This window comes from Mesorhizobium sp. ES1-3, from assembly GCF_020164795.1.
GTDB lineage: Bacteria > Pseudomonadota > Alphaproteobacteria > Rhizobiales > Rhizobiaceae > Mesorhizobium.
The window spans coordinates 297,954-311,840 of the sequence record NZ_JAIUGW010000001.1; the positions used below are offsets into that span (position 1 = coordinate 297,954).

Sequence of the window (13,887 nt, forward strand, 5' to 3'; positions counted from 1 at the left end):
ATCGAGAAGGAGAAATGATCATGCCACGAGGCGAGAAATCCAAATACACCGACAAGCAGGAACGCAAGGCCGACCATATTGCCGAAGGCTATGAGAAGCGTGGCGTCTCCGACAAGGAAGCCGAGCGACGCGCATGGGCGACGGTCAACAAGGACGATGGTGGCGGCAAGAAGGAAGGCGGCTCCGGGCGCGGCAAGCACACCGGTAATCCAGCAGCGCACAAGGGCGGCAAGAGCGGCGGAAAGGCGTCCGCTTCCCGATCAGCCGCGAGCCGATCCGAATCGGCAAAGAAGGCGGCGGCGACGCGCAAGAGGAACGCGGAACACCACGCCCACTGAACGGCCTCGAGGATCGGAACACCGGCATGAAATCGCGACTCGTCAACGAGGCCAATGGCCAGCGGACATTCGTCGTGGTGCTCGACCCGGGCGAGGAGGCATTTTCGGCGCTGACCAGCTTCGCGGTCGAGCAGACGATCGGCAGTGCGTCGCTGACCGCGATCGGCGCATTCCAACGGGCCACTGTCGGCTGGTTCGACCTGGAGGCGAAGAGCTATCGAAAGATCCCGGTCGACGAACAATGCGAGGTTCTGAGCGCGATCGGTGATGTCGCGACCGGCGATGACGGCAAGCCAAGTCTTCATGTCCACGCGGTGCTTGGCTTGAGGGACGGCACGACCAGGGGCGGCCATCTGCTCGAAGGCACCGTTCGGCCGACATTGGAAATCACCGTGGTGGAAGCGCCGGGTCACCTGCGCCGCCGCAAGCGTGCCGAGTTCGGTGTGGCTTTGATCGATCTCGGCGCCTGAACCTGCCGCCGCGGGAGCGATGGTAAAGCCAATGACGGACAGGTTTGCCCTACCCCTGGACACACCGCCCATGGAGGCCAAGGCCGCCGATGTCCTGCCGGAAGGCGAAGACCTTTGGCAATACGAGCCCAAATGGGACGGGTTTCGCTGCCTTGCCTTCAAGGGCGACACGGATGTCGACTTGCGCGCCAAGTCCGGCAAACCTCTCGGCCGCTACTTCCCGGAACTGGTCGCCATGCTGCAGCAGGTCGAGGTCCGAGGATTCGTCGTCGATGGCGAGATCGTCATCGAACTCGAAGGCCAGCTTTCCTTCGACGCGCTGCAGATGCGGCTTCACCCGGCCGAAAGCCGTATCCGCAAGCTGAGCGCGCAAACGCCCGCCCGGCTGATCCTGTTCGACATGCCGGCCGCGCCGGGCGGGAAGATCCTGCTTGCCGAGCCGTTGTCGCGACGCCGCCAGGCCCTCGAGGGCTTTGTTCGCGATTGCGCCCAACCCGAGATGCGGCTCTCGCCCAGCGCAACCGAACCGGCGGCCGCCAGGCGCTGGCTTGAAGGGGCCGGCCATGGTCCCACCGACGGCGTGGTCGCCAAATTGCTGGCCGACCCTTACCGGCCGGGGGAACGCGCGATGGTCAAGATCAAACGGTTGCGTACGGCCGACTGCGTGGTTGGCGGATTTCGCTATCTGAGCGGCAGCAAGGAGGTCGGCTCGCTCCTGCTCGGCCTTTACGACGAGCGGGGCGAACTCGACCATGTCGGCTTTACTTCGACCATCGGCAGGGATGACCGGGCCCGTGTCACCCGCAAGCTGGAAAAGCTGCGTGGTGGCCCGGGCTTCACCGGCAAGGCGCCAGGCGGGCCGAGCCGCTGGAGCACGCAGCGCAGCGGCGAATGGGAGCCACTGCGGCCGGAACTGGTGGTCGAGGTCCGCTTCGATCATGTCACCGGCGACAGGTTCCGGCATGGCACGAAACTGTTGCGCTGGCGGCCGGACAAGGCGCCGCGCCAGTGCACCATGCGGCAGATCGAGTGACGGAGTTCGCGCCGCGGGCGCCTCTTTGCGAAGTCGCTGGAACAACCGTCAGCATAGCAAGTTGTGCCCCAGCTACACCGCAGGTGGGCTTCACACAATCGGAGATGACAATCATGGCGACTGCGAAGAAAGCGGCAACGAAGGGCCTTGAAGCCCTGTTCCTCGACGGGCTGAAGGACATCTATTATGCCGAGAAGAAAATCCTGAAGGCGCTGCCGAAAATGGCGAAGGGCGCCGAATCCGAAGATGTTTCGGCGGCGTTCGAGAAACATCTGCAGGAGACCGAGGGCCAGGTCGACCGCCTCGAACAGGTCTTCGAGCTTCTCGACAAGCCGGCCCGAGGCAAGACCTGTCCGGCCATCGACGGCATCATCGAGGAGGGTTCGGAAGTCCTCCAGGACTATAAGGGCGACCCCGCGCTGGACGCCGGGCTGGTCGGGGCGGCGCAGGCCGTCGAACACTACGAGATCGCGCGCTACGGCACGCTGATCGCCTGGGCCGAACAGCTCGGCAAGAGCGACGTGGTCAAACTCCTCAACCAGACCCTTGAAGAAGAGATGGCGACCGACAAGGCACTTTCCAGCCTTGGCGAGGGCGGCGTCAACGAACGTGCCCTGCAACAGGCCGCCTAGACTCTTTGTTTTCGCGCAATTCCGGACGGAAAACCGCTACGCACTTTTCCTGGAATTGCTTTAGCAGGCGAGCTGTTGCCCCGGGCGCCAGGCGATCCGGGGCAACTCCCCGAATTTCGGAGAACGACGATGAACCCCCGCAAAAGAGAGCAACCGGCAGCGCAGACGGAAGACCCGGCGGAAACTGAAGGTCCCACGGTGGAGCAGCAGGACTGGGACGCGCTCGCAGGCGCGAAAATCCTTCCCGACGACGTCGAGGTGGAAGACGAGGCCGAGGGCAACTTGCCGGAGGAAGATGACGACAACGCCTACCAGGAAAGCGACGAGGCATTGCCCGACGATGTCGAGGAGGCGGCTATTTCACGCGATCCGTCAAGGGAAGGCGGCCGCTTCGACGAGGATTGACCCGAGCGCAATCCGGTCAGCCGGCCGCATGCATGGGGGGCTCTTCATTCTCATCGGGATTGGGCAACGGCACCTCATCGGGCAATTCGTGCGGCTCCGGCTCACCGATCGGCTTGGGCTTCCAGTTGGGAGCGGGCATGGGCACGTCTCGGTTGGGGTCGGGTTCTCTCGGATCGGGCATCAAATCTGTCTCTCTTTCGGCGGGCTTTCTTTCGCCGGACCGGGCGGCTTGGCTTTGGCCCGCGGCACGCATGCAAAGCCCATCCCGAGCGCTCGGGATAGGCTCTGTGCCACGGGGGTTGGCTAGCGATTCTTGTGGCTTTGCTCGCCGGCTTTCACATGCTGTTCATGGGTTCCGCCGCGCATGCCGGAGCTGTCGCCTTGCTGGCGCTGGTTTCCACCGGCCGCCTGCTGCTGACGGTTCTTGTCGTCCATGTTCTTGTGGCTTTGCTGGCCTGCTTTCACATGTTGCTCATGGCTACCACCTTGATTGGGCATTCTTCTTCTCCTTTGAGTTATCGAGGCGAACGGCCGCCTCGGGGGTCAAAAGAACCTGGCGGCCCGGATGTTCCCTCACGTAATATTTCGTGAAAAATGCCGCTGGGTTCGGCCCCGCTCGCGTCGCCTGGCCGGCCGCGAAGAGGCGCACTTCTGACCCATATAGGTCACTGTCGTCTTTCGGGCGGACGTTGACGGGGCTCTTGGGCGGTTCGACCGACGAGTTAGTTGAGCTGACCCAGGATTCCAGAACTGGTGGCCAAGACAAAGCTCCAGTAGATCTGGAGCGCTATCGTGCAGATCGCGGCCACCGAAATCGGCACGCCGAAAGGCACCACGCCCCGCTGATCGAGATGCTGGACGTAGACGCGGAAGGCACTTTGAGGCAGCAGAAGCGGGTTCTTCACGATCAGAGCCGTGGCGACCGCCAAAGCCATCAGCAGCAGCGAAAACACCGTCAGTCCACTACCGCCGATTAGAAGCGGCACAATCGCGATCAGCTTGACATCGCCGGCGCCCATCTTGCGCAGGAGCCAAAACGGAAACAGCGCCAGGAACAGCACGAGGCCGGCAAGGGCGCTCAGCCCGATATCCCACCACGATCCGGATTGGAGCGACAGCAGCAGCAGGCCCCCCGCTCCGAGACAAAGCAGCAGCAGCAAATCGCGATTGGATATCTTTTGAGTGGTGAAGTCGAACCAGCCTATTCTTGCCAGCAGCGGGATCGCGAGCGCTTTCAGCAAGAGCGATTCGACCAGCAACATGCTAGCGCTCGATATTCTGCACGCTGGATGACAGCAGCTTCAGATTATTGGCGACAGTCGGATCGTTCGGCGCCAGTTCATAGGCCTTGAGGAAATTGCTGCGCGCGTTCTGCAACTTGCCACGCAGCAGATCGGAATAACCGACATTGTTGTAGTACTCGGGCGACGGGCCCATCAGCTTGAACGCGCGGCCATAGGCGCGGTCGGCAAGGTCGAAGCGGTGGATCCGGTCGCACGAAGCGGCCAATCCCATCCAGGCGCCGCCGTCATTGGGCGCCAGTTGCGTCGCCTTGAAGAACAGCGCGCCGGCATTGCCATAATTTTCCGCGCGGAACTGGTTCTTGGCTTCGGCCACGGCCTGGTCCGATGCGTAGTATTCGACGTTGCCGACCGTCTTCAGCCCGTCGAAAGCATCGCCGAAGGAGGTCACATCCCCCTTCGACGGCTCGTTCGTGCGGACGACTCCGTCGGTGGCGTCCGTCTGGCAGCCGGTAAGGACTACCGTCAACAGGCAAGCTGCGACAGCGATAACCCTTTTCATATAGTTCCCCTCGAGGATCCCCGACTCACATTAGGACCAAAGCATACATGTAACTAGAAGAAAACGCCCCTCATTCGGACGATAATCGGTAGCAGCACAATCATCAAGACAACAGGGAAAACGCAGATCCCCAGTGGGATCATCATTTTGACCGGCAAAGCGTTACCGCGCTCTTCGGCGCGAAGAATTCTCTTACCGCGCATTTCGTCGCTGTAAACGCGTAGGGCGTCCGTCAGGCTGGTGCCAAGTTCTTCCGATTGCCGGAACAGTACCGACAGCGCCCGCGCCTCCTCTAGGCCGAGACGATCGGAGAGGTCTCGAAGACCATCTCGCAGGGGTTTGCCGGCACGCAACTGCAAATTCATGATCGCAAGCTGGATGCCGAGCCATTTGTGGGTACCGGCCAGTTCCTGGCTAACCCGTTCGACCGCCGCCTCCAGGCTCATGCCCGCATCTGCGCAGGTGATCATCATGTCCATGAAATCCGGGAACCCGCGACGGTAAGTTTCCTTCTGGGCATTTTCGAAGCGATCGAGGGCGATGCTAGGAATGACGAGGCAAGCGAGGCCGAACAAAGCAGCAATCCCGAAGGTCAAGAAACCTGGTATCTGCGGCGGCACCACTGCGACCAATCCTGTATAGGACCCCAGAAAGCCGACAGTGACAGCGCCGAAACGCGACAAGGTGTAAAAGAGCGCGGCGCCGGATTGATAGAATCCGGCGCGAAAGAGCTTCGCCTCAAGGGCATTGGGCTCGCCTCGTTCCTTTTCGACCGATCGGAAATAGGCGTCGACCGGGCGCTGTGCCGCAATCTTGGCAAGCTGTTCTTGCCCAGCGAGGGACCGGCGGTTGGCTATGCCTTCGGATTTCAGGCTTTCCGTCACCAGCTTCCGTGTCTGCAGCGCGGGCATGAAGACGAGGGCGCCGAACAGAAAGAGGGCCGTCGCCGCCAGGAAAACAGCAATCGAAACCAGCAGGCTTACGTCCGGGGTGATGGAGAACAAGTGTATACCATGCTCCTGTCAGAAATCGAAGTTGACCATGCGATACATGATATAGTCGCCAAGTAGAGCCCATAGTCCGAAAATGACGAATACGGGCATGACGAGTGGGTTGTTCCATATGTCGCCATAATAACTCGGCGCGATGACCATGAGCAGGCCTAACATGACGAGCGGAAACAGGGAAATGATCCATGCCGACATTCGGCCTTCGGCCGAGAGTGCCCTGATTTTCATCCGCAATTTCTCCCTCTCGCGCAGTACTGATGAGAGGTTCGACAGTATCTCAGTGAGGTTTCCGCCTGTCTTGGCCTGGATGGAGAGCGACACCGAAAGCAGATGGAGACCCTCAAATCCCACGCGTTGCGAAAGTTTCCGTACGGCGCTTTCAAGACTGAGGCCGAAGGTGATTTCGTCGGAGACAATGCCGAATTCGGTGCCCAACGGATCAGGCATTTCACGCGCGACAAGCGCGATGGCCACTGTCGTCGGGTGACCTGCACGCAACGAGCGCACGATCATGTCGAGCGCATCGGGAAGTTGGGCGGCGAATTTCAGGATACGCTTCTTGCGTGCGCGCCGAAGGAGGAGAAGCGGCAGCGCAAACCCCACAAGCAGAAAAGCGATCAGCGCCACGACAGTGGAAAAGCCAAGAAGCAATGGCAGCACCAACGCTAGCACCAGCCCGGCCAGGAGGAACATTGCTGCGAAAGCCAGCGGATTACCGGTAATGCCGGATTGTGTGTAGAGCCGGTTCAAACCGATCATGCTAAAGATGTAGTCGCCTGAATTCGTCAACCCGCGTTCACGCAGCAAGCCTTGCAGAGTCTGTTCGGCAGGTGCCTCCTCCGCGAGGCGCGCCAGACGTCGGTTGATCGTACCGGCTCGCACGCGCCGCGCGGCGTAAGATACATACAGGGATTCGGCGGCAAGGATCATCGATGCGGCTGCAAGCACATAGATGAAATAGAGCAGCGTCTGACCGGTGGGCATCAGAGCGGAACCTGCGGATTGAAGGCGTCTTTGCCGAAATGATGCCCGAGCGTCGCCGCTTCTTGGGCAAAACGTGGCCGAACACCTGTGGCGCGAAATTCTCCAATGATGATGCCGTCGGCGCCGACATCTCGGCGAATGAAGTGGTAGATTTCCTGCAGTTGGACGACATTGCCTTCCATGCCAGTCAATTCCGAGATGGAGACGACGCGCCTTCCGCCGTCGGAAAGACGCTGGGTCTGCACAACGATGTCGATGGCTGAGGCAATCTGCGCCCGGATAGATTCGTGCGTCATCGGCATTCCCGCCATACCGACCATCTGCTCCAGCCGCGAGATCGCGTCGCGCGGTGTATTGGCATGGATTGTGGTCATCGAGCCTTCGTGGCCGGTGTTCATGGCCTGCAGCATGTCGAAAGCCTCCTCGCCACGCACTTCGCCGACGATGATGCGATCCGGGCGCATGCGCAACGCGTTCTTCAGCAACTCGCGCTGACGAACCTCGCCTCTGCCCTCGACATTGGGTGGGCGCGTTTCCAAGCGACCGACATGCGGCTGCTGCAATTGCAGTTCCGCCGCATCCTCGATGGTGATCAGGCGCTCTTTCGAAGGGATGTAGCTCGACAGGGCGTTGAGCAAGGTCGTCTTGCCGCTGCCGGTACCGCCGGAGACCAGGATCGATTTGCGCGACTGCACGGCGATGCGCAGGAGATCGACCATCGGCTGGCGAATCGAGTTGAACGCCATCAGCCGTTCGAGCGAATAAGGATTCTTTGAGAATTTGCGGATCGACACCAGCGGGCCGTCGACCGAGATCGGCCGCACCGCGATGTTGACCCGTGATCCGTCTTCCAGACGCGCATCGACCATCGGCGCCGATTCGTCGACACGCCGGCCGATGGCGGAGACGATCTTGTTGATGACGCGCAGCAGATGCGCCTCATCACGAAAGCGGATCGACGTCTCTTCAATAACGCCGCGCCGCTCGATGAAGACGCGCTTATGGGTGTTGATCAGGATATCGGCGATCGAGTCATCCTTGAGCAGCGGCTCGATCGGGCCAAGGCCTAACATCTCGTCGGCGATATCGCTGGTCAGTTGATCGAGTTCGCGGGCATTCAGCGGCACATTGCGACCCCGCACGAACTCGCGCACGATCGGTCGTATCTCGTTCAGGATCTCGTCCTTCGACGCGCTTTCGAGCGATGCGAGATTGAACCGGTCAATCAGATGTCGATGCAGATCGACCTTCAGAGCCAGAAACTCGTCACCATGCGGTTCGAGATCAGCGACAGTCGGGACGCCGTTGGCAACGGGGAGGACCGCGATCGACTCCACCTTTGGCTCGATCCGCGCCTCGCCACCCTTGATGAACCGCCCCAGCATAATCCCTTATACCCCTCTAGCGCATATTAGCGGAAACTAAACGTTAACCAAGCGACGCACAAGCGCCGGGGTGCCTCGCGTGCCGCCAATACTTTCAACATGGTTAAGGAGCGCCGCCAAAAAATATCGTTTTTATTTCCGGCCGCCCACGCCATCAAACATGATTGGTACACTAGGCTTTGGCGCATCCTGCGCCCCTCGGGTGCTCCGACATCGGCATCCACTCCATATCTGGCTATAACCCCTTAGATATAAAGGGGTATGCCTTACCGCTAAAGTAGCTACCGCTTTATTAGGTCGGATGCATAATTATGAACGAATGGTTAAGGGCGCTTGAAAAATTAGACGAATCAAGCTCTTGCTGGAATTTAAAGCCGCTCTCAACTCGGAAGTTCATGTATTGGGAAGTTAAGGAACCGTTAATCCCGTTTGACTCCGCAATTTCTCGGGACCTAGGATCGAAGTGACGGGGGATGCTTGGGTATGGAGTTCATCCTTGGCTCTGTCTCGTCGGGTTCAACCTCCAAGGGAGAAATTGGCATGAAGAAGCTCATGACGATGGCCCGGCAGTTCCGCGACGACGAAAACGGCGCTGCCATGGTCGAATATTCCATCCTGGTCGGCATCATCGCCGGCGCAGCCATTCTGATCATCGTCGGTATCGGCCTGTGGGTGAACGGTCGCTTCACCGGCCTCTGCACGGCCATGAACGGCAGCGGCATCGGCTCCTGCGGTTCGGGCGTCGGCGGCTAATCTAATGCTTCGGGCCCGGATCTATCTGATCCGGGCCTGAATCCAATCGCGGCGGGCGAATTCCCGCCCTTGGGGCTTGGGGCTTGGGCTATGCGCGCCAATACATTCATCATGATTATACTCGCCGGTGTGTTCGGCGTGCTTGCGGTGGTTCTCATCAATGTCTGGCTGGCCAGCCAGCGCAGCGCCATGGCTGAAGCGAACGGTGTCCAGCGCGATACCGTCGTCGTCGCCGCGATGGGGCTAAAGTTCGGCGACACGCTGTCGGCCGACAAATTGCGTGAAGTCGCATGGCCGTCCGGCGCGGTTCCGGCCGGCGCCTTCAGGACGACAAAAGAGCTGCTGGCGGGCGAAGGCACAAAGCAGGCTCTGCAGGCGATCGGCGCCAACGAGCCGGTTCTCGCCACAAAGATCACCGGCCCCGGCCAGCGCGCCACTCTATCGGCGGTGCTTGGCGAGGGGATGAAGGCGGTGTCCATCCGGGTCAACGACGTGCTTGGCGTGGCCGGCTTCGTCTTCCCGGGTGACCGAGTCGATGTGCTGCTGACGCGCACGGTGCGAAGCAACGATGGTGCGGACCAGAGTTTTGTCGACGTGCTGCTACAGAGTATGAAGGTGCTCGCAGTCGACCAGGTTGCGGACGAAAGCAAGGACAGCCCAACGGTCGTCAAATCGGTAACGCTCGAGGCCAGCACCAAGGATGCGCAGAAGCTGACCCTGGCCGCCGGCGCAGGCCAGTTATCCCTGGCGCTTCGCCAGGCAGCTGCCAGCAAGGGCGAGATGACCGAGCGTGTGACTCTATCCGACCTGACCGGGGAAACGCCAGCTGACGTCGCCAAAAGGCAAGCCGAACTGGAAAAGCAGGCTGCAGCCGACGCCGCGGCCGCGGCCGAACATCAGCGCGCGGAGGACGAGCGCAAGCGCGCCGACGACAAGATCACGGGATTGGCCCAGGCAGTCGACCGGGTGGGAAGCCAGATCGACCAGTTGAGCAAGGCCAAGCCGGTCCCGGCTGTGGCATCTGCGCCGCAGGTGAAAGAAGTCGTCAAGGAAGTGATCAAATATGTGCAGCCGGAAGCACCGTCGCGGGCGACAGTCGGTGTCTTTCGAGGTATAAAGCTCGAAACATATGATGTGCCGCGACAAAAATAATACCGGCACATCAAGATATGTGGCGTCCGAATCAGTCGGCGAGGGGGTAGCGTAGATGCGCGTGTTCCGGGGATCACTGACGGCTGTTCTGGCATTTTTCTGTGCGTTGCTGTCGTTGAGCTTCGCCGCTCACGCTGCAGACCGCTTCATCGATGTGTCGAACCCTGGCGTCCATAAGATCTTCCTGCCGATGTCGCAATCGGTAACGATCCAGGTGAACGCCAATCTCGGTGACATCGTCGTCGGCGACGAGAAGATCGCCGATGCCCAGCCGATGACCGACCGCACGCTCTATGTCATCGGTAAGGGCGCCGGCACCACCACGGTCAATCTGTTTTCCACGGACAAGCGATCGCTCGGCGCCCTCCAGATCGAGGTCGGCGTCGATGTCGGCGACATGGCACAGGCGATCCGCCAGGTGGCGCCAAGGTCGCGTATCGAAGTCGGCTCGGTGAATGGAAGGGTCAGGCTTGGCGGCCATGTCAAGGACGGCGCCACGCTGGCGGCGATCATGGAAGTGGCGCAGCAATATGGTCCTGACGCCATCATCAATGCCGTCACCGTCGACGACAGCCAGCAAGTCAATCTCGAAGTGCGCGTGCTGGAAGCCAAACGCAACGCCGGCCGCGATCTCGGCGTGTCGATCAAGAGCACGAACAGCAGAGGCACGACTCAAGTCGGAACTGGCATCGCGGCAGTTGACAAAGACAAGGTAGTGCTCGGCACCGGGGATCTGCTCAGCAACCTTCTGTCCAACTCCACTCCATTCGGAGCACTGCTCACGCGTGTCATCGACAACAACATCAAAGTCGACTTGTACATCGAAGCGCTCGAGGCCAAGGGCGTGGTGCGCACGCTCGCGAACCCCAACCTCACAACGCTTTCCGGCGAGCCGGCCAGCTTCAACGCGGGTGGCCAGGTGCCGATCCGCAGCGTCAACAAGGATGGTGAAATCCAAATCGAGTACAAGCAATTCGGCGTCAATCTCGAATTCACGCCGGTGGTACTCGACGACGGTAAGATCCATATGAGCCTGGCGCCGGAAGTCAGCGACCTGACCGGCTTCACCACCGCCGGCGACCCGATCTTCACCAACCGCAAGCTGTCGACCGTCGTCGAACTGCGCGACGGCCAGAGCTTCGCCGTCGGCGGGCTCCTGTCCAGCAAGACCACCAAGCTGCAGAACCAGGTGCCGTGGCTCGGCCAGGTGCCAATCATCGGCACGCTGTTTCGCAATTCGAGCAGCCAGAAGGAAGAGACCGAACTGGTGGTCGTCGTGACGCCGCACATCGTACGGCCGGTGAAGCCCGGCGAGCAACTGGCGACACCGTTCGACAAGACGCGGCCCGCCAACGATCCGGAATTCTTCGTGCTCGGCCAGCTCGAAGTGAACAAGGACATGATCCGCAAATATGAAACAGGCGACGGCGTCACCGGCCCCTATGGCCACATGCTGGACTTCAAATCGAAGGACAAGATGCTCTATGTCAAGAAATAGCGCCTTGATCCTCATCCTGTGTGCCGGGTCGCTTTCGGGCTGCGCCGCGGACTATCTGAACCACTATGACTCGGTGACCTTGGCCGCCGGCGACACGCAGAAATACAATTCGATGCTGCAGACGGTCGACCCGCTCAACCCGGCCTCCAGGAACACGCACATCGAAGGCGACGGTACGCGCGCTGCAATTGTCGCCCACAACTACAAATTTCCACCACCACCGCCACCGCCGCCGGCGATCACGGTCAACGTCGGCGGGGCGGGTGTGACGACTACGACGCAGTGAACTAAACGGAAGGATGCGGATTCGGCGCGCCAGCCAATACGAGGGACCTGGCGCCAGGGGAGCTGAGAGTAAGGCCATGCTGCGAACCATTCGCGCGTTCTGGCACGATCAAAGGGGGATAGCCCTCGTTCTAGTGGCCGTCACGTTGCCGGCGATCGTCGGCTTTTCGTTGCTGGTGATCGACATGAGCCGGGTCAACAACCTGCAAAATGACCTGCAAAAGGCGGCTGATTCCTTTTCGTTGGCTGGAGCCGCGGAACTTGATGGCTTGCCCGGTTCATGGGCGCGGGCCGAGCGCGCCATGGCGACGCTGGTCGACAATGAGAGCAATTTCTCGACTTCGGGTCGATTCATCTTGACATCAGGACAGCCGGGCGGCACGGCACGATGCAACACCGCCGGAAACATTTCCTGGTGTTTCCTCAAGGCTATTCCTCCCACAGACGGAATCCGGATAACGGCGGCCAACCAGGCCAGCTATCTTGCCGATGCCACTCAGGCCGTTGGTGAAGACGAGACCAGATTCATCCAAGTCAAAGTCACGCCGGAAGGCTTCGGCACACTATTCCCGGTATCGTTCCTGCCCGGCGGCACCAACCATTCTTGGACTATAGGAGCGGTTTCCACTGCCGGGTTCACATCGGGTGTTTGCGAGTACACTCCCGTTTTCATGTGCAATCCATATGAGGATACGACCATCACCGGTGGCGTCACATTGGAACAGGCAGCGCAAACCAGGCAATACCGTCGCCGCCAAATCAAGTTGCGCGGCGACGGGTCTTACCTCCCCGGCAATTTCGCTTTCTTGGCTTCGCCGTTCGGCAACGGTGCCAATGAGCTTGAAAAGATGCTCGCCGACTCCAAGCCGCAGAATTGCTATTCGCGCGACGGCGTCGATACCGAGCCGGGACAGAACGCGGGGCCTGTGGAAAACGGAATCAACTCGCGCTTCGGTATCAATTCGTCCAACTACTCGGATGGACCTGCCGTTAATGTGCGGAAGGGCGCCAAAAACTGGGACCAGTACGTCAAGAGCAACAAAGTCGACTACGAAACGGATCCGACCAAGGGCGTCGGTCTTGAACGCGACTCGTGCCAGATCGCCGGCAACTGCACCATGATGGGCGGTCGCATGGGCGCTGGCGACTGGAACTTCGCGCGCTACTGGGCTGCCAATCACCCCACGCGTGCCGTGCCTGCGGCGCTATCTGGCACTGGGGCCAACCTCCCGACGCGGTATGAAACCTATCGCTATGAACTTGATCCTGACGGGAACCCTGCCACCAATGACAGCATTGTTGGCGATGCCTCTGTCGGTGGCGAAAAAGGCAACCCGCCTGCTGGAGCCGGCACCCCGATCTCGACCCCTGACCGCCGGTTGCTTTATGGCGCAATCCTGGACTGCAATGCGCTCCAGGCTTCCGGCTTGAAATTCAGCGGTCGCTTGACGGGCATTCCGGTCAGGAGATTTGCCAGTTTCTTCATTACAGAACCTATCAGGGACGGGAAGGATATCTTCGTCGAACTGGTCGACATCACTGGTAAGGGCGGCAATGGCACACTCGACAACTACCTGCGCGACGAAGCCCAGCTTTACCGGTGATGGCGATGATCAGCACCCTGTTCCGCCACCTCGATAAATTTCGACGCGACCATCGTGGCACCACGCTTGTCGAGACGGCCCTGATATTGCCGCTGATGGTGCCCCTGTCGGCGGGCGTGTTTGAATTCGGCAATCTGATCCATGACAAGCTGCTGATGGAGGCAGGGCTTTCGGACGGCGCCCGTTTTGCAGCTCGTTGCAACAGCCAGATGTATACCGACAGCGGTCTTGCGGCGATCAACTGCGCCAACATTGCCACCAACCTAGCGGTGTTCGGTAACGTGGCAGGCACAGGCAGTGCACGCATCAAAGGCTGGGGGAAAGCGAATGTGACGGTGACCATCGCCGCCCCCGCCTCCTGCCATGACGCCGTCGTTGCCGGCGTCACAGAATACCGTTCTACCACAACACAGGTCTGCAAGGTCAGAGCGATAGGCACTTTTTCCTATACCGGCATCGGCATGCTGTCACTGCTGCGCATCGGTCCGATCACTTTGAACGGTTTTCATGAGGAGCGGTACATCCGGTTCTGATC

The 13,887-nt window shown here is 60.3% G+C and carries 18 protein-coding genes; 11 read left to right on the forward strand and 7 right to left on the reverse strand.

The annotated features are described in order from the left end of the window. Positions 1-20: 20 nt before the first annotated feature. From LB536_RS01410 to LB536_RS01430, 5 genes are all read left to right on the forward strand, one after another. Positions 21-338, forward strand: a complete 318-nt coding sequence (locus LB536_RS01410; RefSeq protein ID WP_027042484.1) for a hypothetical protein — start codon at positions 21-23, stop codon at positions 336-338. A gap of 26 nt (positions 339-364) precedes the next feature. Then, a complete protein-coding gene (locus tag LB536_RS01415; protein WP_224589840.1) occupies positions 365-808 on the forward strand; it encodes a PPC domain-containing DNA-binding protein in 444 nt (147 codons plus the stop codon). Between the two features lie 31 nt (positions 809-839). Further along, entirely contained in the window at positions 840-1,841 is a 1,002-nt protein-coding gene (locus tag LB536_RS01420; protein WP_224589841.1) for an ATP-dependent DNA ligase, read from the forward strand. Positions 1,842-1,954: 113 nt separating this feature from the next. Further along, complete coding sequence (locus LB536_RS01425; RefSeq protein ID WP_140808049.1) at positions 1,955-2,473, forward strand: ferritin-like domain-containing protein; 519 nt, start codon at positions 1,955-1,957, stop codon at positions 2,471-2,473. A gap of 129 nt (positions 2,474-2,602) precedes the next feature. Continuing rightward, positions 2,603-2,878 carry a hypothetical protein gene (locus tag LB536_RS01430; RefSeq protein WP_224589842.1) on the forward strand — a complete coding sequence of 92 codons (276 nt, stop codon included), beginning with the start codon at positions 2,603-2,605 and terminating at the stop codon, positions 2,876-2,878. Between the two features lie 16 nt (positions 2,879-2,894). Here the strand turns inward: LB536_RS01430 and LB536_RS01435 are convergent, their stop codons facing one another. The 7 genes from LB536_RS01435 to LB536_RS01465 form a co-directional block, all read right to left on the reverse strand. Next, a complete protein-coding gene (locus tag LB536_RS01435) occupies positions 2,895-3,059 on the reverse strand; it encodes a hypothetical protein (protein ID WP_224589843.1) in 165 nt (54 codons plus the stop codon). 122 nt (positions 3,060-3,181) lie between these two features. After that, positions 3,182-3,376, reverse strand: a complete 195-nt coding sequence (locus tag LB536_RS01440; RefSeq protein ID WP_140765714.1) for a hypothetical protein — start codon at positions 3,374-3,376, stop codon at positions 3,182-3,184. A gap of 224 nt (positions 3,377-3,600) precedes the next feature. Next, positions 3,601-4,140 (reverse strand): prepilin peptidase, encoded by a 540-nt coding sequence (locus LB536_RS01445; RefSeq protein ID WP_224589844.1) that lies wholly within the window; start codon positions 4,138-4,140, stop codon positions 3,601-3,603. Between the two features lies 1 nt (position 4,141). Then, a complete protein-coding gene (locus LB536_RS01450) occupies positions 4,142-4,681 on the reverse strand; it encodes a tetratricopeptide repeat protein (protein WP_224589845.1) in 540 nt (179 codons plus the stop codon). A gap of 53 nt (positions 4,682-4,734) precedes the next feature. Further along, the gene (locus LB536_RS01455) at positions 4,735-5,685 is read right to left on the reverse strand and encodes a type II secretion system F family protein (RefSeq protein WP_224589846.1); all 951 of its coding nucleotides are present in this window, start codon (positions 5,683-5,685) and stop codon (positions 4,735-4,737) included. An 18-nt stretch (positions 5,686-5,703) separates the two neighbouring features. Then, on the reverse strand, positions 5,704-6,675 hold the full coding sequence (locus LB536_RS01460) for a type II secretion system F family protein (RefSeq protein ID WP_224589847.1): 972 nt from the start codon (positions 6,673-6,675) through the stop codon (positions 5,704-5,706). Next, complete coding sequence (locus tag LB536_RS01465; RefSeq protein WP_224589848.1) at positions 6,675-8,060, reverse strand: CpaF family protein; 1,386 nt, start codon at positions 8,058-8,060, stop codon at positions 6,675-6,677. The genes LB536_RS01460 and LB536_RS01465 overlap by 1 nt, the downstream gene beginning before the upstream one ends. Positions 8,061-8,600: 540 nt before the next feature. Between LB536_RS01465 and LB536_RS01470 the strand changes: the two genes are divergently transcribed. From LB536_RS01470 to LB536_RS01495, 6 genes are all read left to right on the forward strand, one after another. Then, positions 8,601-8,813 carry a Flp family type IVb pilin gene (locus tag LB536_RS01470; RefSeq protein WP_224589849.1) on the forward strand — a complete coding sequence of 71 codons (213 nt, stop codon included), beginning with the start codon at positions 8,601-8,603 and terminating at the stop codon, positions 8,811-8,813. A gap of 90 nt (positions 8,814-8,903) precedes the next feature. After that, positions 8,904-9,965 carry a Flp pilus assembly protein CpaB gene (gene cpaB, locus LB536_RS01475; RefSeq protein WP_224589850.1) on the forward strand — a complete coding sequence of 354 codons (1,062 nt, stop codon included), beginning with the start codon at positions 8,904-8,906 and terminating at the stop codon, positions 9,963-9,965. Positions 9,966-10,020: 55 nt separating this feature from the next. Next, positions 10,021-11,463, forward strand: a complete 1,443-nt coding sequence (locus LB536_RS01480) for a type II and III secretion system protein family protein (protein ID WP_224589851.1) — start codon at positions 10,021-10,023, stop codon at positions 11,461-11,463. Further along, entirely contained in the window at positions 11,450-11,749 is a 300-nt protein-coding gene (locus LB536_RS01485) for a hypothetical protein (RefSeq protein WP_224589852.1), read from the forward strand. The genes LB536_RS01480 and LB536_RS01485 overlap by 14 nt, the downstream gene beginning before the upstream one ends. A 76-nt stretch (positions 11,750-11,825) precedes the next feature. Further along, positions 11,826-13,352 carry a pilus assembly protein TadG-related protein gene (locus LB536_RS01490; RefSeq protein WP_224589853.1) on the forward strand — a complete coding sequence of 509 codons (1,527 nt, stop codon included), beginning with the start codon at positions 11,826-11,828 and terminating at the stop codon, positions 13,350-13,352. A 5-nt stretch (positions 13,353-13,357) separates the two neighbouring features. Next, entirely contained in the window at positions 13,358-13,885 is a 528-nt protein-coding gene (locus LB536_RS01495; RefSeq protein WP_224589854.1) for a TadE/TadG family type IV pilus assembly protein, read from the forward strand. Positions 13,886-13,887: the final 2 nt, after the last annotated feature.